Here is an 18,558-nt window from a genome sequence, read left to right on the forward strand (position 1 = left end):
CGAGGGGAACGGGTCGGAAGCGCAAGCTTCCGGCCCTTTTCCGTTCTGGCTATCGGTAACGCGCACAAGCCACCGTCGCCGCATCCATCGCGGTTGCTGCACCAGACAAGTCGTAAGTATTCGAGAACCTTCGTCCGCTGCTGTCACGGCCGCCAACGATCATCTGGCCTGCAACCCGCATGGCAGCAACAATCGCTGCATCCATGGCGCGATCCTTTGCCCAGGCATCTCCGCCGCCGCTGGCGAGCCGATAACGCTCTCCGCCGATGTAAAGGGTAACAGTCGCTTGCGGCGCCAACTCCCGGGATAGCCTGATGTGCAATTGTCCGCGGATGTTCCGTTTAGGCCAGGTACCGACGGACGCAAACGGGCGGTATTGCCGAGACAGAGTACTGGGTTCCGCCTTGGCAATGGCGTAGCAGCGCGGGACTGTCCCGTCGCGAAAAGCCCCCCAATTCTGAAATATGCCGAGGCTATCTCGTGCGCTAGCCGCAAATGGGACGGTAGCGACGATCATCGCCAGCGAAATTGTCAGGGTAGCGCAAACGCGCCTTACCGGCAGGATAGCCCTGCTGCCATCTGCGGCTGGTGTCATGAGCGGAGAGCTACCAGAGTGACTCTCTCACGCCAAGAAAAAGGCCGCGCGATCTTTCAATCGGCGCGGCCTTATAATGTTCAGAGTGTTGAGCTCAGCCAGGAGCTTTGCCGAGGAACTGGCTGACGGTCCGGGGTCGGCCGTATTCCGCCCGTCCGGGGTTCATCGCTTCATAAACCACCGCGTTTTCCAGTACGCGCTGCACATAGTTCTTCGTTTCGAAAAACGGGATTTCCTCGATCCAGCGCAACCAATCGATGTTGCCTTCACGCGGGTCGCCGTTCTGACGCAACCATTTGTTAACGTTGCCAGGCCCGGCATTATATGCTGCAACTGCGAGCGGATAGCTGCCGCCGTAATAGTTCAGCATCCTGTCGAAATAGGCTGTGCCTAGCTGCAGATTGTAGGTCGGATTGCCAATGAGATCGCTGGACATGTAGTTCATACCGAGCTTGCCTGCCTGTTCCCGCGCAGTGCCGGGCATCAGCTGCATCAGCCCCCGCGCGCCAGCATGGCTGACCCGCGTTTCGTCAAACTCGCTTTCCTGACGCGCGATGGCATGTACGAAAGTCCAGTTCGCGCCCTGCGGCGTGGAGAGGGTCGGAAAACCAATTTCAGTGAAACCGGAGAAATTCTTTTCCGGAGCGACGCGGCCGACCACGACACCAAGTTCGGGAAGGTTCAGCCCGCTGGCGAGTTCACCGGCAAGGGCAAGTTCACCCGGCGTATCGGCGGAATCGGCAAGCGCCGTGTAGAAGTACCGCGCTGTCTGCCAGTCCGAACCGCCCCGCGAAAGGGAGCGGATCGCCTGCACCAGCGGACTGCTAATGAAAGCTGCGCGCTCTTCCTGTGTCGGGACAGCCAGTGTCTGTCCGGCATAGGATGGAACAGAGCGGCCAAGTCTTTCGAGGGCCAGCAGCCCGTAGTAATATTCGGGGTATTCGGCAGCCATCTCGAAATAGCGGTTTGCTTCGGCTGCGTTACCGGCCCGTGCCGACGCGTTCCCGGCCCAGTAGAAACCCTTCGAGCGCGTCTGCGGAGTCTGTGCAGCCGCCCCGTAGCGATAGAACAGGGGTGCCGCTGCATTTCCGTCGCCGAGCTGATACAGCGCATTTGTTCCGCCGAGCCACATCAGCGAAGTGTAATCGTCGCGAAGACGATAGCTCATGGTCGAAACGTCGGCTCCGGGAGCGAAGAGGTCGTCAGCGGAAGCTGCGATCCTGACGGCGTCACGCGCCGACGCATTGCGGGCATTCGCCAGCATTTCGGTAACGAAGGCCTCTGGATTGACCGCCGGACGCGAAAAGGCCGGGCGGTTGGCGAGGAGCGACACTGCGGCACTGCTCTGTCCGCCGTTCCGATACTGCCGGGCCACATTGTAGACATAGCCAGGATCGCTGGATGCGCTTGCGGGGATGGTCAGACCGGCCTGCGCGGGATCCTGCCCTTGCAGAAGAGCCAGGCGCGCCATCGCTATGTCGCGATAGGCGGGGGAAACATTGACGATCTGGCGAGCGGCCGCTTCGGATTTGCCCTGCCACAGCAGCGCGTCCATGCGCGCATCGTGGTCTTCTGCCGAAAAACGCGACCCGAACAGGCCGGTGATATAGGCTTCCGCAGGTCCGCTCATCTCGCCCCCGCGCCACGCCTTCCGGGCGTAATCTGGCGCTTCGGGCCGGTTCAGTGTGGCGAGGGCGAGGGCGTAACGAGCAAGCCCGCTGTTGGTCAGCGGCGGCTTGGCGTCGAAATAGGCGACCAGTTTCTCCGGGCTAACCGGATCACGATCGAGAGCGTCTTCGGCATAAGTGCGAAGACGGGCCTCCATTGGAAAATCCGGATTTGCCAGAACGAAGCCAGCGTAATCCTCGAAGCTGAGGCCGTCATTTTTCGAAAGATAGCGCCAGCGGTCGACAGCGGCATCCGCACGCGTGGGAGCTTGCGCGACCATCTGGGCGCGGATCTGGTCACCTGCGGAGCTCGGCAAGCTAACCTGCTGTGCCATGGCGGAAGTTGCGGTGGAGGCCAGAGCAGTACTGGCCAGAATGCTTGCGAATGTGAGTGAGATACGGTCCATGCTGGACATAATGCCGTATCGCTCATTATCAGGCAATGAATAGAACCCGTTACGCGTATGGCCTGAGGCCGCACGTTTTCTGTATCGGATCAAATGCATGAGGCCTAGATGTTTTCCGGATCGATCCCCGCCCTGATTACGCCTTTCCGCGGAGGGAAGGTGGATGAAAGCGCCTTTCGGCGGCTGATCGACTGGCAGATCGAAAGCGGATCGTCTGCTCTCGTGCCTTGCGGAACGACCGGTGAGGCGTCGACCATTTCGAATGCAGAGCATCACAGGGTCGTCGAAATCTGCGTGGAACAGGCAGCCGGGCGTGTGCCTGTCATTGCGGGATGCGGCAGCAACGACACGCAGAATGCCTTGCTCCACATGCAGTTCTCGAAGAAAGCCGGCGCTGCGGCGGCGCTATGCGTCGCACCTTACTACAATCGGCCAAGTCAACGGGGCCTGATCGCCCATTTCAGCCATCTGGCCAGCAATTGCGACCTGCCCATCGTTCTCTACAATGTGCCCGCGCGAACGGTAACGGATATCGCGCCGGAAACGGTGTGCGAACTCGCGCAGAAATTCCCCGATCGCATCGTGGCCATCAAGGACGCGAGCGAGGATCTTTCCAGGGTTGCCGACCACCGCATGGGCATCGGGCATTCCTTCTGCCAATTGTCCGGCAACGACGAACTGGCCCTGCCGTTCAATGCCGCGGGAGGGGCGGGGTGCATCTCTGTCACCGCCAACGTCGCGCCGAAGCTGTGTGCAGAATTCCAGAAGGCCTGCGCCGGCAATGATCTGGTGCGCGCGCGTGAATTGAACGACAGGCTGTATCCCCTGCACTACGCCATGTTTGAAGATGCCAGTCCCGCGCCGGTCAAATACGCGCTTTCCCGCGTTCACGACTGGCTGACTGACGAGGTGCGCCTGCCTCTTTGCTCCGCCAGCGCCGAGGCTCGTGCGGCGGTGGATGCGGCGCTGGAACATGCCGGCATCAGGTAAGTTCGGGTGTCATGCTACCATGGCTGCAGCAAATTGGCCCGCGCAATCACCTGCCAGTTACCTTTCCCTTTCCGCCAACCGGTCCTACATCGCACATATGGCACGCCCCAAACCCGAGACTTTCGACAAGCAGAAAACCGTTGCGGAGAACCGCCGCGCGCGTTTCGATTACGCGATCGACGACAAGGTCGAAGCAGGGCTGGCGCTGCAAGGGACCGAGGTAAAAGCCTTGCGTGCAGGACAGGCCACCATTGCGGAAAGCTATGCCGAAGTTCGCGACGGTCAGGTCTGGCTGATCAACGCCAACATACCTGAGTACAGCCACGGCAACCGCCTAAACCATGAACCGAAGCGACCGCGGAAGCTGTTGTTGCACGAGCGCGAGATTGCTCGCCTCACGGGCGCGGTCGAGCGGAAGGGCATGACGCTGGTGCCCATGAGCATCTATTTCAACAAGAGCGGCCGCGCCAAGGTTGAACTGGCTCTGGCAAAGGGTCGGCAAGCTCAGGACAAGCGCGCTTACATCAAGGACCGGGACTGGCAGCGCGACAAGGCGCGGGTCATGCGCGAGCATAATTAGGGAAGCGCCGTTCAGTAGCCGGCCATGCCGTTTCAGCTAGGGCGGGCGCTCGTAAACAACGCCTTGGCGCTCGCGACTGGGATGCACTGCATCGCAGGGTTGCGCTCTTGCAAACGGGCGCGCAAGGGAAGCGCGAAACAATGAACCGCAAGCCTTCGAAAACCTTTCTGGCAGACTGGATCGTGCGGCACATGCCGACGCGCGAGCAGATGGCCGACAATCGTTATCTCGCACCGATCGCCCATCGCTTCCTCAGCCCGGAACTGTGGCGTTTCACCCGGCGCAGCGTCCCCCGCGGAGTAGCACTGGGCCTGTTTGCGGCCTTCATCGTACCGGTTGGGCAGATATTTCTTGCCGCTTTTCTCGCCTTGCCTGCGAGGGCCAACGTTCCCCTGTCGGCCCTGGTAACCTTCATCACTAATCCCTTTACCCTTGCATTCTGGCTTGTTGTCGCAAACCGGCTCGGCGAATTCATGTTGAAGGTCGATCCGGAAACGGTGCTTGTTGCGCAGGACCAGTTCGCTAGCGGGCGTTGGCAGAAATTCGGATGGTTTCTGGAAACTGCCGGTGTCACAGCCTTTGGCTTCGTTGTCATGTCGATCGTGTCGGCCGCCATCGGTTACCTGATCGCGAGCATGGTTTGGCGGATTATCGTCGTTCGCAGACGGAACAAGCGCGTTCGCCTCCATGAGAAAACAGCTTCTGCTTCAGCGCGGGTTGACGAGTGAAATATCAAAAGGATTTGAAGTCGGGCATCGAGGCTGCGGGTCTACACCGTCTGTTGTTGTTCGTGGCTGTGGCATTTGCGTTCAGTGTTGCTCTGGTATGGATTGTAAGCGGCAATGCAGGGGCTGCAATTGCATACGCCTGCGGTCTGGCCGTGTTTGCCGCCTGCGGGGCAGCTATCGCGAAGCTCGGCGGCCGAACGGAGAAGGACGCGCTTGCCGCACCCGACTGGTCGGTCACGGTTGCGGCCATAGAGACGCCGGAAACCGCGATCGCCATCACCGACCGGGCGAACAGGATGGTTTGTGCGAATGCGCGTTATATGCAGTGGTTCGGCACTGCACATGCGCCTCCCAATCTGCCGGTGGACCGTGCTTCTCTTGAAAAACTCACCCGCGCGGCGCGCGATGCGTGGCGGGATGGTTCGGGCTCTGCCGATCCGCTGGAAGCGAACGACGGATCGGCAATCTGGTCCGCTACTGCCAGTCGCGCGGGCCGGGGCGACGACTATCTCGTCTGGCGTGTGAGCCAGCAGGTTGCGCCCGACCCTGTGCAGACCTTGTCAGATCAGGTTACCGGCCAATTGGGCCGCTTGCTGAGTCAGGCCGGCATCGAAAGTGCGCTGGTGGGTGCTGACGGCATTATCCAGGCCGTGGCCGCAGGCTTTGCGGAACGGGCAGCTGGCGACGCCAGCGCGACACTGGCGGGGCAGGATTTCGTCGGCTTGTTGCGGTCTGACGAAAGGGACCGCATTTACTACGCTCGCGAGGCGCGGCGCGGCACTCCGCAGACGTTGATACACGTGCCGCTTTCCGAAGGCGCGGCGCCGTCTGCCGACGAAGCGCCTTCATTGATGCTGCTGGTCGATAGCGGAGTGGGTATCGGCGGCTCTTCCGGAGGCGGTTTCGATGCAGGATCGTCGACCGCTTCGGCAACGCCTCAGTTGGAGGCGCTGCTCGGTGCCCTGCCGCTGGGCCTTGCCCTGACAGACAGGGACGGGCGGCTGCTTTTCGCCAATCCTGCATTCACCCGGGCAGTCGGCTTCGAGGGCAGGGCGATGCCGCAATATCCTTCCGATCTTGTCATGCGTGAGGACAAGGGCGCTTTGGCCGATGCCGTTCGCCGGTTCGGGAAAGGCCCAGCGAACAATGGCGACATGGCAGTGCGCCTTCTCAGCGAACCTGACGATCCCGTGTCGTTGGGCTTGGCTGGGGTGAGGGGTTTAGGCGAGGCATCGGTCTTGCTCAGCCTTGCGGACAGCAGCGAGGAAACGAGGCTGAAGCGTCAGGTGGCTCAGGCGACGAAAATGCAGGCGGTTGGCCAGCTGGCTGGCGGTGTCGCTCATGACTTCAACAATGTCCTGACCGCGATAATCGGATATTGCGACCTGATGTTGCTGCGCCATACGCCGGGCGACAGTGACTATGATGACATCCAGCAGATCAGGGCGAATTCCAATCGTGCGGCCAGCCTGACGCGGCAATTGCTTGCATTCTCGCGCCAGCAGACGCTGCGGCCCGAAATTCTGCAATTGCCCGATGTGGTGAGCGAGGTCAGTCAGCTTCTGAACAGGCTTCTGGGCGAGAAAGTGACTCTGAGGGTCCGGCACGATCGGGATCTTGGGCCCGTGCGCGCCGACCCGCAGCAACTGGAGCAGGTCATCGTGAACCTGGCCGTCAACGCGCGCGATGCGATGCTTGCTTCGCCCGAGGGCACGGGCCGGCTGACGCTCGCCACCCGGCGTGTCTCTGCAAGTGACATTCGCAAGATGGGTTCGGATATCCTGCCGGTCGCAGACTACACGGTGCTGCTGGTTCAGGATACCGGCGGCGGCATACCCGCAGACAAGCTGAGCAAGATTTTCGAACCCTTCTTCACGACGAAGGAGCTTGGCAAGGGAACGGGACTTGGCCTTTCCACAGTCTATGGGATAGTCAAGCAATCCGGCGGTTTCATCTTCGCCGATAACATCGGCACTGCAGGCGAGAAGCCCGAAGGCGCGCGCTTCACCGTCTACCTCCCCGTGTATCACGGCGACCTGCCGGAGCGAAAAAGCGCCGCACCGGCAGAGGTGCAGGCCGAGGCCAGTTCGTGGTCCGGCGGGGGGCGCGTACTGCTGGTGGAGGATGAGGACATGGTCCGCGCCGTTGCCGAACGGGCGTTGTCGCGCGCAGGCTACGAGGTCACGCCTTGCTCGGATGGCGAAGAGGGTTTGGCTGCGATCGCCAACGGCGGGGAATATGACATGGTGGTCTCCGACGTGGTCATGCCGGGCATGGACGGTCCGGCCATGGTGCGCGCAATCCGCAGGGTCAAACCCGACCTGCCGGTATTGTTCATGTCCGGCTATGCTGAAGAACAGCTCCGCCGGGACATCGATGTCGAGAACATGCATTTCCTCGCCAAGCCGTTCAGCGTTCAACAGATTGGCGAGCAGGTAGGTGCGATCCTGGCGAGCAGCGGCAAACGACAGCAAAGCTGACGCAGGAAATAAATGTTCCCCTCTTGTTCCGCCCCCATCATCTGATTATATAGGTGCCGGGCATAAGCTTGGTGCTGGCCTAGGAAATAGATGGAGGCCGTGTCATGGCAGCGAATCTGAAACTGGTTGAAGGCAAGGAAAACAACGTGGACCGTCAGAAAGCACTCGATGCCGCATTGGCCCAGATCGATCGCGCGTTCGGCAAGGGCTCGGCAATGAAGCTTGGCAGTCGGGAGGCCATGAACGTCGAGGCGATCTCGACAGGCTCGCTCGGCCTTGACATCGCCCTCGGAATCGGTGGCCTGCCCAAGGGCCGTGTCATCGAGATCTATGGACCTGAAAGTTCGGGCAAGACGACGCTGGCACTCCATGTCATTGCGGAAGCGCAGAAGAATGGCGGCACTGCGGCTTTCGTCGATGCGGAACATGCGCTCGATCCCGTCTATGCGAGAAAGCTGGGCGTCGACATTGACGAATTGATCGTTTCGCAGCCCGATACTGGCGAACAGGCGCTGGAGATTACCGACACATTGGTGCGTTCCAACGCGATCGATGTGCTGGTTGTCGACTCCGTTGCCGCTCTTGTCCCGCGTGCGGAAATCGAAGGCGAGATGGGGGACAGTCACGTCGGCCTGCAGGCCCGTCTGATGTCGCAGTCCCTTCGCAAGCTTACCGGCTCGATTAACCGGTCGAAATGCATGGTCATCTTCATTAACCAGCTGCGGATGAAGATCGGCGTGATGTATGGTAACCCCGAGACGACCACGGGCGGTAACGCGCTCAAGTTCTACGCTTCGGTCAGGCTCGACATTCGCCGGACGGGGCAGATTAAGGATCGCGACGATATCATCGGCAATTCAACGCGTGTGAAAGTTGTCAAGAACAAGGTTGCGCCGCCTTTCAAGCAGGTTGAATTCGACATCATGTACGGCGAAGGCATATCGAAGATCGGCGAAATTCTCGATCTGGGTGTCAAGGCAGGCATCGTCGAGAAGTCTGGTTCCTGGTTCAGCTATGACAGCGTCAGAATTGGTCAGGGCCGTGAAAACGCCAAGACATTCCTCAAGGAAAATCCGGAAATGCAGGCCAAGCTCGAAGCCGCTATTCGCGGCCGGGAAGACAAGGTTGCCGAGGAAATGATGACCGGTCCGTCGTCGGAGGACGACGCAGAGTAACGAGAAATTTAGTAAATCATTCGCGCGATTTCCAGGCCGCCTTCGATCTGAGCAGATTGGAGGCGGCTTTTCTTTGGGAGCATTCCACAAGATTGCCAAACAAAGGTTTGACTTGATTTTTCCTAAGTCTAGACCCTGCCGCAAGGGGCACAAGAACCCGTCGGTCGCACATTCAGCATCACTCAGCATCACTCAGCAGGGGCCGATAAATGACGGGAAGAGACGAATGGCGCACCGGTGTCGGCGCGAAGTGGGCGGCCGAATGGCGCCGGACCGACCGCAGCTTCACGGGCCTGACGGAAGAGTTGCTCAGGAAAGCTCTCTCCATTCCGGTGCACAATGTGCTCGACATCGGTTGCGGAGCCGGAGAAATCTCGCTCGCACTAGCGCGTTCAAATCAGCAAGCGTCGGTGACCGGCATAGATGTGAGCGCCGACTTGATCGAGGTTGCGAGAGCAAGGGGCGGTAATCTGCACAATCTTGAGTTCGTGACCGGCGACGCACAAGAGTGGAGCGCTGAAGGACAGAAGGCCGATCTCTTGATCTCCCGGCATGGAACCATGTTCTTCGATGATCCCGTCGCTGCCTTCAGCAATCTTCGCGGCGAAGCATTCTCGCATGCAAGGCTGATCTTTTCCTGCTTTCGTGAACGCAGATACAACGATTGGGCGACCGAGTTTGCCGAACTCGCTCCCCAAGAGGGCGAACCGGTCGAAGAAGCTCCCGGTCCATTCGCTTTCGGACGGGAGGAGCGCATTCACAATGTCCTTTCCGATGCAGGATGGGGCGACATTCATTGTGAACCGATTGACTACGCCTATGTAGCCGGAGCAGGTTCAGAGGCCGTCGAAGATGCGAAAGCCTATCTCCTTGCCATCGGGCCTGCTGCCGCTGCCGCGGCAAAGCTCGCGGGGTCGGCTCGCGACCGGTTCGAAAGCGGCATGGAAGCCTTGCTGCGGAAAAGGTGCGATCACGACATCGTGGCATTCGAAGCGGCTGCCTGGATCGTTACTGCCCGCCCGATCTGACGATCACTCCTGCACCGCACGACCAATACACTGCTGCTAATCCTGCTTGTCGCCGCCTGTACGAACGATTACCTGCGGTCTCATGTTCTCGACCAACGACATTCGCCGCTCCTTCTTGGATTTCTTTGCGGGCATGGACCACCTCAAGGTGCCCAGTGCGCCGCTGGTGCCCTATAACGATCCATCGCTGATGTTCGTGAATGCGGGCATGGTTCCTTTCAAGAACGCTTTCACCGGTCTTGAGGCACCTCCGGCCGATCGGGCAACCAGTAGCCAGAAATGCGTGCGCGCCGGTGGCAAGCACAACGACCTCGACAACGTGGGCTACACCGCGCGCCACCACACGTTTTTCGAAATGCTCGGCAATTTCAGCTTCGGCGATTACTTCAAGGAAGAAGCGATCCTGAATGCCTGGACACTGCTGACCGGTGAATGGGGCCTCGACCCGAACCGCTTGCTTGCGACTGTCTATCATTCCGATGATGAAGCGTTCGAACTCTGGCGCAAGATTGCAGGCCTGCCCGAAGACCGGATCATCCGTATCGCTACCAGCGATAATTTCTGGTCGATGGGTGATACGGGTCCATGCGGGCCATGTAGCGAGATCTTCTATGATCACGGCGATCACATTGCCGGTGGACCTCCTGGTTCGCCGGACGAGGACGGTGACCGGTTTATCGAGATCTGGAACCTGGTCTTCATGCAATTCGAACAGGCAGCGGATGGCAGCCGTCATGATTTGCCGCGTCCGTCCATCGACACTGGCATGGGCCTTGAGCGGATTGCCGCCGTTATGCAGGGCGTTCACGATAATTACGATATCGATACGTTTCGTGCATTGATCGAGGAATCCGTCAATCTGACCGGCGTCGCCGCAGAAGGAGCGTCGCGCGCCAGTCACCGCGTCATTGCCGATCATCTGCGGTCGGTCAGCTTCCTGATGGCCGATGGCGTCCTGCCTAGCAACGAAGGCCGCGGTTATGTCTTAAGGCGCATAATGCGCCGCGCCATGCGGCATGCACATCTGCTCGGTGCCGAACGCCCGTTGATGCACCGCCTTGTTCCGGCGCTCGTTACCGAAATGGGCCAGGCCTATCCGGAATTGCAGCGAGCGCAGGCTCTTGTAGAGGAAGTTCTGGAGCGTGAGGAAACACGCTTTCGGCAGACCCTGGACAAGGGATTGCGTCTGCTCGACGATGTGACGGCCACGATGGTTGCCGGCGAGTCTCTTGATGGAGAGACAGCGTTCAAGCTGTATGACACCTATGGCTTCCCCTACGATCTGACGGAAGACGCCTTGCGCGACCGCAGCATCGGCGTCGACCGAAGCGGGTTCGATGCCGCGATGGCCCAGCAAAAGGCTGCCGCACGGGCTGCCTGGAAGGGCTCTGGTGAAGCGGCATCTGGCGAATTCTGGTTCGACATTGCCGAACGCGAGGGATCGACGGAGTTTACCGGTTATTCGTCGACAGACGGTGAGGGCCGGGTCGTCGCCCTCGTGCAGGACGGCGGCGAGGTGAACTTGGCGCGCGCAGGCGAAAGCGTTACCGTCATCACCAATCAAACGCCTTTCTACGGTGAAAGTGGCGGGCAAACCGGTGATGCCGGCACGATCACGATGCCGGAAGGCCTGATGATCGAGGTGACCGAGACATCGAAGCCGCTGGGAAGATTGCATGCGCATAATGGCAAGGTGCTGAAGGGGAAGCTCTCGGTTGGCGACACTGTCCACATGCATGTCAATGTCGAGCGCCGCGACGCGATCAGGGCCAATCATTCTGCGACCCACCTCCTCCATGCAGCGCTTCGTGGCCGCCTTGGCGAACACGTTACGCAGAAAGGTTCACTGGTAGCACAGGAGCGCCTTCGCTTCGATTTTTCGCACCCAAAGCCGCTGACTGCCGAGGACATCGCCGCGATCGAAGCGGAAGTGAATGCAGAGATACGTGCGAACGAAGCGGTCGCCACCCGCTTGATGACCCCTGATGAAGCGGTCGAAGCAGGTGCGCTGGCCCTTTTCGGTGAAAAATATGGCGATGAGGTGCGCGTGCTTTCAATGGGGCGCACCATGCAGGGCCGCAATTACTCCGTTGAACTCTGCGGCGGCACCCATGTCAATGCGACCGGCGACATCGCCTTGTTCCGGATCATCGCCGAAAGCGCCGTGTCATCAGGCGTTCGACGCATAGAAGCGCTTACGGGAGAAGGAGCGAGGCAGTGGTTGGTCAAACGTGAGGAAGAGCTGAAGACCATTGCCGCCACGCTCAAGACCGGGCCGGACGATGTAAAAGACCGGATCGCGGCGTTGCTGGACGAGCGCAAGAATTTGGAACGCGAACTTGCGGAAGCCCGCCGTCAACTTGCCTTGGGCGGCGGTGGTGCGGAGAAAGCTGGCGCGGCAGACGAAAATATTGGCGGCGTTACGTTCAGCGGCCAGGTCCTGCATGGACTTGATCCGAAGGATTTGCGCGGGCTTCTGGACGAAGCGAAGAGTCGGATCGGCTCGGGGGTAGCAGCGATCGTTGCGGTGAACGAAGGCCGCGCCGCATTTGCGGTCGCCGTTACCGACGACTTGACCGATCGGTTGGACGCCGTAAGCCTGGTTCAGGCCGGGGTGTCAGCACTTGGCGGCAAAGGTGGCGGTGGCCGAAAGGATATGGCTCAGGGCGGCGGGCCCTCGGGCGAACGGGCTGAGGACGCGATCGAAGCCGTGCGCAGCAGCTTGCAGGGCTGAGCGCACGGCTGCTTGCTCAGCTTTGCCTGTTGCTTGATCGGGACTGATTTTCGGGCTCGCTGCCGCGGGCAGTATCGTCACTCATGTTGCGGTCTGCGCGGCCCTTGCTTGTCACACTTCCGGCGCTTTCATCCGCCACGTTCTGCGGCTTGAATTTCTCGTCATTGCTCTTTGGCTTTGTGGGATCGTTCTTGTCGGTCATATCTGCTCTCCTTCATTAACCAATGGTCGGAAAGGCAGAAAGTTGCCGGCATGATTGCAGAAACTAGCTGCTACCCAGCGTCCGCGTCCGCAGCTGCGGCTTGGCCGACAAGGCGCCCTGTTCCTGAATTTGCGAACGGAACTGATCGCGTTTTTCATGGATCGAGGCGATTACCGGACCCATGGGAACGCCCAGATCGACGAGCACGGCTTCCGACAATTGCAAGGAGCTTTCCAGGGTTTCGGGAACTGCGTGACTGGCTCCGCTGCGATATAGTTCCGCTGCATGAGCCGTATCGCGGGCGCGCGCGATGATCGGCAGTTCGGGATAAGCCTTCCGCAGCTTGGTCGTCAGGCGCTGCGCCAGGATGGGTTCGTCCATCGTGAGGATTACCGCCGGCGCATTTTCGACACCAAGTCGGTCCAGCGTATCGCCGCGCGCTGCATCCCCGAACATGGCGCGGTATTCACGCCTTTTCGCCTGGTCGACGATCTCCGGATCCGAATCGAGCATGATGTAGCTCTTCTCATGCGTTGTGAGCATCTGCGCGACAAGGCGGCCGACCCGGCCCGCGCCGATGATGATGACGCGGGGAACACCGCGATCTTCCGGCGGCAGTTCAACTTGCGGCTCCACGCGGCGCGCTATGCTGCGACCGAGCCGCGCGAGTATCGGCGTCACGGTCAGACCGATAGCCGTCACGATCTGCCAGAACTGCGCGGTTCCAGGCTGGATGAGCAGGGCCGAACTTGCTGCGGCAAGCACGATGAGGGTCGTCTCGGAAGGACTCGACATCAGAATGCCGGTTTCGGCGGCAGTGCTCCGGCGCGCTCCCATCAGCCGCAGCAGCACGCCGGTCACCGTAGCCTTGAAGGTCAGCACCAGCACAAGCGCAAGGGCAATCATGCCGAGATTGTCCCAGATCGTGTTCAGGTCGATGCTCATCCCCACGGTGATGAGGAACACGCCAAGAGCCAGCCCCTTGAACGGTTCCATAATCGTCTCGACCTCGCCGTGATATTCGGTTTCGGCGATGAGCAGACCAGCGAGCAATGCCCCGACGATTGGTGAAAGTCCGGCAAGCGCCGTGGCCAGACTGGCGCCGATGACGACCAGCAAAGTCGCTGCAAGGAACAGCTCAGGACTTTTAGTGCGGGCAGCCTGAGCGAAGAGGCGGGGGAGGGCTAAACGTCCGAGAACCAGCAGTCCGATCACCACCGCGCCGCCGAGCCATAATGTTTCGAGCAGGCCCTCCCAGCCATCGCTCGCCGCATATGGTGCCATTGCGCCAAGCATGAAGATTATCGGCACGATAGCGATGTCTTCGAACAACAGCATGGACAGCGCCGCACGTCCAACGGGCGATTGCGTGCCGGAGATGGGCAAGACGATCGCGGTCGAGGACAGCGCCAGCGCCAGTCCAAGGCCCAGCGCTCCCGTCCAGTACTGGCCCATCATCGACAGGAAGATCGAGATCAGCAAGCCGATGATCAGCAGCTCCAGCGCGCCGAGGCCGAAGACCAGCCTCCTCATCTTCCACAATCTGTTGAAAGATAATTCAAGGCCGATGGTGAAGAGGAGGAGAATGATGCCGAACTCGGCAAAGGGTTCGAGCGCCTCCGGATCTGTGATGGTGATGTGGGTCAGCCAAGGCTGCTGATAGACCAGACTGCCCAATCCGAACGGCCCGACGGCAATTCCGATCAGGATGAAGCCGATTACGGGCGTGATGCGGAACCGCGTAAAGACCGGGATCACGATCCCTGCCGCTCCCAGGATCACCAGCGCGTCCGATAATGCGGGGGAGGAAAACTCGGCTGCCATCTAGGCGAGTGTTAGCGTAACTACTGCAGGGCGACTAGGCCGCGTTTAACAAAGCATACGAGCTTGAACGCGGTTTCCGTCTACCCGCCGCCTGGGGTCGGCGGTCCGGTAGGCCTTGTAGCGGAGGAGTCGTGATCTTCGCCAATGCGGGTATGCTGGGGTAGCGATCCGACGCTCTTGTCCCATTCGATGCGATAAAGATCGAAACGCCGATCCGCCAGATTCTGCACCGTGCCTTCTGCGCGCGCCCATGAAAGATCCGCCAGATTGACATCGCTGATGGTCAGCGTCTCGACGTTCTCCGTGGCCTCGGCAGCGATGCCGTCGCGGGCGAAGGGGAAATCGCAGGGCGTTAGAATGCAGCTTTGCGCGTACTGAATATCCATGTTGCCGACGTTCGGCAGATTGCCTACATTTCCGCTCATCACCACATAGCACTGGTTCTCGATCGCACGCGCCTGCGCGCAATAGCGTACCCGCATGTAGCCCTGCCTGCTGTCGGTGCAGAAGGGGACGAAGATGATTCGGGCGCCCTCATCGACCAGTCGCCGGGCGAGTTCGGGAAATTCGCTGTCGTAACAGATCAATACGCCGATGGGGCCGCAATCGGTGGGAATGGCGTCGATGGAGTCGCCGCCCTTTATGTTCCACCAATAGGCTTCGTTAGGCGTGGGGTGTATCTTCTCCTGACTATGGACGGACCCGTCGCGGAGGCAAACATAGGCAACGTTGTGGATGTCGCCGTCATCCATGCGGGTGGGATGCGAGCCGCCTATGATGTTGATGTTGAACTTCAGTGCCATGTCCGACAGCGCCTTGCGGATGCGAGGCGTGTATTTGCTCAAGGCCTCGATGGCCTCCATCGGGCTCAGTTCCTTCTCTTCGAAGGACAGGAGCATGAGTGTGAAGAGTTCGGGAAAGACTATGAAGTCCGCCTCGTAATCTGCTGCAACATCGACAAAGTATTCTACGTGGCGCATGAACTCGTCGAAGTCTGCAACTGCCCGTGCCTGCAGTTGGCATGTGGCAATCCGCACACTTTCGACGCCCCGAGGCAGGCGATGCTTCTTGGGCGCATCGCTGTCGATGTAAGGATTGCGCCAGGCCATCTTGACCGCGAAGGCTTTCGATTTCTTGTCTTCGGGTAGGTAATTCTTGAGAATGCCCATCGGCTCGAAGCCGTTGGCCAGCTGGAAGCGCAGGACAGGGTCGTGCAGTTTGCCGTCCAGAACTTGGTCGAGATAATCCTGCGGCCCCTCTACCTTGCGCCAATGCCGCGACAGGTTCGGCATTCGCCCGCCGAAAACGATGCCGGTCAGATCCAATTGCTCGGCAAGACTGCGCCGTTCTTCATACAGGCGTCGCCCGATGCGGGTGCCGCGCGTAGCGGGATCGACGCACATCTCGTATCCGTAGAGCCAGTCGCCGGTGGGGTCATGGCGGCTGCCGAAGCCGTTGCCGGTAATCGTATCCCAGTTCTGATCCGACAGGGCGATGCGCTCGTCCAGGCGCATAGAGGCGCAATAGCCGACCAGCACACCGTCCAGCTTGGCGACGAAGCATCCGTCGGGATAATTGTTGATCTGCCCGCGGATTTCACCGTGAGTATAGGCCGGAAGGTCCTTATAGGCCCGGCGCACCAGATCGGCGATTGCGCGCACGTCCTTCGGTTTGGCCCGACGGATTTCCAGACGGGCCTTCCGGCGTTGTTCGGTCATGCTACTCTTTGCTCGATCGAGAGGCTTTCATCGGGCAGGATAACTTCAACCTGCTTTCGACATTTCGGCTTCGAGACCGTCGACGATGGCCTCGAAGAACTGTTCTGTCGTGAGCCAGTTCTGTCCGGGGCCGATAAGAAGGGCGAGATCCTTCGTCATCTTGCCGCTTTCGACCGTCTGGATGCAGACGCGTTCCAGCGTTTCGGCGAACTTCACGACTTCCGGCGTATTGTCGAACCGGCCGCGATAGATCAGGCCGCGCGTCCATGCGAAGATGGACGCGATCGGGTTCGTGCTCGTCGCCTTGCCCTGCTGATGCTGGCGATAGTGGCGGGTGACGGTGCCATGTGCCGCTTCCGCTTCCACCGTCTTGCCATCAGGAGTCATCAGCACCGAAGTCATCAGGCCGAGGCTGCCGAAGCCCTGCGCCACGATATCGGACTGAACGTCACCATCGTAATTCTTGCAGGCCCAGACGAACTTGCCGTTCCACTTCAGGGCCGAAGCGACCATGTCGTCGATCAGGCGATGTTCGTATGTAATGTCCTTTTCGGCGAATTTGTCCTTGAATTCCTTCTCGAATATTTCTTCGAACAGATCCTTGAAACGGCCATCATAGGTCTTGAGAATGGTGTTTTTGGTCGAGAGATAGACCGGCCAGCCACGATCGAGACCGTAATTGAAGGATGCACGGGCGAAGTCGCGGATCGAATCGTCCAGATTGTACATCGCCATCGCGACGCCGGGTTCCTGGAATTCGTATACGTCGAGGTCGATCTTCTTGCCGTCTTCGCCCTCGAACACGAGGCGCAGCTTGCCGGCACCCGGGATGCGGGTGTCCGTTGCGCGATACTGGTCGCCGAATGCATGGCGGCCGACCACGATGGGATCGGTCCAGCCCGGCACCAGACGCGGTACGTTCTCAATGACGATGGGTTCGCGGAAGACGACGCCGCCCAGGATGTTGCGGATGGTGCCGTTGGGCGAAACCCACATCTTCTTCAGGTCGAACTCTTCGACCCGTGCCTCGTCGGGCGTGATGGTCGCGCATTTGACGCCGACACCATGCTCCTTGATGGCATTCGCGGCATCGACCGTGATCTGGTCGTTCGTTTCATCACGGCTCTCGATGGAAAGATCGTAATATTTCAAATCGACGTCCAGATAGGGGAGAATGAGCCGCTCGCGGATCCATTCCCAGATAATCCTGGTCATTTCATCGCCGTCGATTTCGACAATCGGGTTCTGCACCTTGATCTTGGCCATTGTCATCCTGCTCGTTCAATTCAGAAAAAAGATTGCTGCGCTCCTAGACAGCGCCGCCCGACAGCGCAAGGCGGGGCGAGATCGGACGTTACGGGTCAGCCGATGCGCGTGAGATGCATCAGCAGGCGAAGCGCGGATGGAAAGGCCCGACCTGCACGAATCCCGGTTGATGCTCTTACAGGGTGTTCTGCTATCGAGCGCGCCATACGCGCGAACATGACGGGTCGGCGCGCCCTTGCCGCGAATGCTGCCTGATAGGCGCGTGATCCCGCTGATCCGTTTGCCAGCCAGTAACGGGCTGCCATGGTTCCGCTGGCGAGCGCGATGGAAATGCCTTCGCCAGCAAGAGAGGGGATCACGGCGGCCTGGTCCCCCAATCGGTACAGTCCTTCCTCGGTATGTTGAGCGATCCATCCATAGGGCACCGCTCCGATGCTGTCGATTCGCTGTTCCCGCCAGCCTTCCGGCAATCGCTCGCGAAATCGGGGGTGCTCCTCAGACAACATCACAAGAAGCTCGTGCGGGTCCTTGTTCGCCTGCTCGAACAGCGACTTCTTCAAGGCAAGGCAGATGTTTGCATATCCACCATCCTGCATCACGATCCCCGCATAGCCGCCATCGAACAGATGCAGTTCGATGGCATCCCCGATGATCCGGCTGAGGGCAGCATCGGCTGGCACCCGCAGCCGAATCCCGAGTGCCGGATCGCTAGCGTTGCGCGGACGGCTCTCGCCACGCACATCGTGCTTGCCTGTTGCAAGAAACAGGCCGTTTCCCTCATGATGCCTGCTCCGGCCAATTGCCGCGCCGGGTTCGACCGATCTGATCGTGTCCACATCGATCTGCACACCCAGATATTCAGCTCTGCGCCTCAAGGCGCTGTCCAGCCTGTGTCGGGATAGGCCGAAAGCGGGGCGGGGTAGCGCCAGTTCCGCCGTCTGGTTCTTCGCGAACAGAACAGCGCGATGTACAGGCGCTGCACGCAAAGCCTGGATGTCGATGCCAAGGCTCTCAAGAGTACGGATCGTTCGCCAACTGTGAAAGCCACCGCACAAGGGATCGCCTGCCTCCGCGTCACGGTCGACAAGCAGCGATGCGACATTTTCACGCGCAAGAACGATCGCGGCGGCGCATCCGGCAGGCCCGGCGCCCACGATCACCGGG

The 18,558-nt window shown here is 60.0% G+C and carries 14 protein-coding genes; 7 read left to right on the plus strand and 7 right to left on the minus strand.

All coding sequences use genetic code 11. From position 1 onward, the window contains the following. Positions 1 to 49: 49 nt before the first annotated feature. Positions 50 to 595: a hypothetical protein gene (locus G7A66_RS07635; protein WP_232366733.1), complete on the minus strand. Its 546-nt coding sequence runs from the start codon at positions 593 to 595 to the stop codon at positions 50 to 52. Between the two features lie 94 nt (positions 596 to 689). Further along, on the minus strand, positions 690 to 2,669 hold the full coding sequence (locus tag G7A66_RS07640) for a lytic transglycosylase domain-containing protein (protein ID WP_232366734.1): 1,980 nt from the start codon (positions 2,667 to 2,669) through the stop codon (positions 690 to 692). A 108-nt stretch (positions 2,670 to 2,777) separates the two neighbouring features. On the opposite strand from G7A66_RS07640, the gene dapA reads away from it, so the two are divergent. The 7 genes from dapA (at position 2,778) to alaS (ending at position 12,384) form a co-directional block, all read left to right on the plus strand. Next, positions 2,778 to 3,659 carry a 4-hydroxy-tetrahydrodipicolinate synthase gene (gene dapA / locus G7A66_RS07645; RefSeq protein ID WP_174295099.1) on the plus strand — a complete coding sequence of 294 codons (882 nt, stop codon included), beginning with the start codon at positions 2,778 to 2,780 and terminating at the stop codon, positions 3,657 to 3,659. 97 nt (positions 3,660 to 3,756) lie between these two features. Next, positions 3,757 to 4,239, plus strand: coding sequence for an SsrA-binding protein SmpB (gene smpB / locus G7A66_RS07650; RefSeq protein WP_170004579.1), 483 nt, complete (start codon positions 3,757 to 3,759; stop codon positions 4,237 to 4,239). A gap of 140 nt (positions 4,240 to 4,379) precedes the next feature. Beyond that, on the plus strand, positions 4,380 to 4,967 hold the full coding sequence (locus G7A66_RS07655; protein ID WP_232366735.1) for a DUF2062 domain-containing protein: 588 nt from the start codon (positions 4,380 to 4,382) through the stop codon (positions 4,965 to 4,967). 62 nt (positions 4,968 to 5,029) lie between these two features. Then, positions 5,030 to 7,447 carry a response regulator gene (locus G7A66_RS07660; protein ID WP_332310517.1) on the plus strand — a complete coding sequence of 806 codons (2,418 nt, stop codon included), beginning with the start codon at positions 5,030 to 5,032 and terminating at the stop codon, positions 7,445 to 7,447. 104 nt (positions 7,448 to 7,551) lie between these two features. Beyond that, a complete protein-coding gene (gene recA, locus G7A66_RS07665) occupies positions 7,552 to 8,622 on the plus strand; it encodes a recombinase RecA (RefSeq protein WP_174295100.1) in 1,071 nt (356 codons plus the stop codon). A 209-nt stretch (positions 8,623 to 8,831) separates the two neighbouring features. Next, complete coding sequence (locus tag G7A66_RS07670; protein ID WP_174295101.1) at positions 8,832 to 9,650, plus strand: class I SAM-dependent methyltransferase; 819 nt, start codon at positions 8,832 to 8,834, stop codon at positions 9,648 to 9,650. Positions 9,651 to 9,732: 82 nt separating this feature from the next. Beyond that, the gene (gene alaS / locus G7A66_RS07675) at positions 9,733 to 12,384 is read left to right on the plus strand and encodes an alanine--tRNA ligase (protein WP_174295102.1); all 2,652 of its coding nucleotides are present in this window, start codon (positions 9,733 to 9,735) and stop codon (positions 12,382 to 12,384) included. 16 nt (positions 12,385 to 12,400) lie between these two features. Here the strand turns inward: alaS and G7A66_RS07680 are convergent, their stop codons facing one another. The 5 genes from G7A66_RS07680 to G7A66_RS07700 form a co-directional block, all read right to left on the minus strand. Next, positions 12,401 to 12,586 carry a hypothetical protein gene (locus G7A66_RS07680; protein WP_174295103.1) on the minus strand — a complete coding sequence of 62 codons (186 nt, stop codon included), beginning with the start codon at positions 12,584 to 12,586 and terminating at the stop codon, positions 12,401 to 12,403. A gap of 63 nt (positions 12,587 to 12,649) precedes the next feature. Next, entirely contained in the window at positions 12,650 to 14,410 is a 1,761-nt protein-coding gene (locus tag G7A66_RS07685) for a cation:proton antiporter domain-containing protein (RefSeq protein ID WP_174295104.1), read from the minus strand. Positions 14,411 to 14,490: 80 nt separating this feature from the next. Then, positions 14,491 to 16,128: a bifunctional GNAT family N-acetyltransferase/carbon-nitrogen hydrolase family protein gene (locus G7A66_RS07690; protein ID WP_174295105.1), complete on the minus strand. Its 1,638-nt coding sequence runs from the start codon at positions 16,126 to 16,128 to the stop codon at positions 14,491 to 14,493. A 45-nt stretch (positions 16,129 to 16,173) separates the two neighbouring features. Further along, on the minus strand, positions 16,174 to 17,394 hold the full coding sequence (locus G7A66_RS07695; protein ID WP_174295106.1) for an NADP-dependent isocitrate dehydrogenase: 1,221 nt from the start codon (positions 17,392 to 17,394) through the stop codon (positions 16,174 to 16,176). 95 nt (positions 17,395 to 17,489) lie between these two features. Next, the gene (locus tag G7A66_RS07700; protein WP_174295107.1) at positions 17,490 to 18,554 is read right to left on the minus strand and encodes an NAD(P)/FAD-dependent oxidoreductase; all 1,065 of its coding nucleotides are present in this window, start codon (positions 18,552 to 18,554) and stop codon (positions 17,490 to 17,492) included. Positions 18,555 to 18,558 lie beyond the last annotated feature (4 nt).

Origin of the sequence: Alteripontixanthobacter muriae (assembly GCF_013336795.1) — a bacterium.
Taxonomy (GTDB): Bacteria; Pseudomonadota; Alphaproteobacteria; order Sphingomonadales; family Sphingomonadaceae; genus Pseudopontixanthobacter; species Pseudopontixanthobacter muriae.

Bases quoted from the DNA above. Each gene is read 5' to 3' on its own strand.
- recA (WP_174295100.1), top strand. From the start codon at position 7,552: ATGGCAGCGAATCTGAAACTGGTTGAAGGCAAGGAAAACAACGTGGAC.
- G7A66_RS07640 (WP_232366734.1), bottom strand. From the start codon at position 2,669: ATGGACCGTATCTCACTCACATTCGCAAGCATTCTGGCCAGTACTGCT.
- G7A66_RS07690 (WP_174295105.1), bottom strand. From the start codon at position 16,128: ATGACCGAACAACGCCGGAAGGCCCGTCTGGAAATCCGTCGGGCCAAA.
- G7A66_RS07685 (WP_174295104.1), bottom strand. From the start codon at position 14,410: ATGGCAGCCGAGTTTTCCTCCCCCGCATTATCGGACGCGCTGGTGATC.
- G7A66_RS07680 (WP_174295103.1), bottom strand. From the start codon at position 12,586: ATGACCGACAAGAACGATCCCACAAAGCCAAAGAGCAATGACGAGAAA.
- alaS (WP_174295102.1), top strand. From the start codon at position 9,733: ATGTTCTCGACCAACGACATTCGCCGCTCCTTCTTGGATTTCTTTGCG.
- G7A66_RS07695 (WP_174295106.1), bottom strand. From the start codon at position 17,394: ATGGCCAAGATCAAGGTGCAGAACCCGATTGTCGAAATCGACGGCGAT.
- smpB (WP_170004579.1), top strand. From the start codon at position 3,757: ATGGCACGCCCCAAACCCGAGACTTTCGACAAGCAGAAAACCGTTGCG.
- G7A66_RS07635 (WP_232366733.1), bottom strand. From the start codon at position 595: ATGACACCAGCCGCAGATGGCAGCAGGGCTATCCTGCCGGTAAGGCGC.
- G7A66_RS07670 (WP_174295101.1), top strand. From the start codon at position 8,832: ATGACGGGAAGAGACGAATGGCGCACCGGTGTCGGCGCGAAGTGGGCG.
- dapA (WP_174295099.1), top strand. From the start codon at position 2,778: ATGTTTTCCGGATCGATCCCCGCCCTGATTACGCCTTTCCGCGGAGGG.
- G7A66_RS07655 (WP_232366735.1), top strand. From the start codon at position 4,380: ATGAACCGCAAGCCTTCGAAAACCTTTCTGGCAGACTGGATCGTGCGG.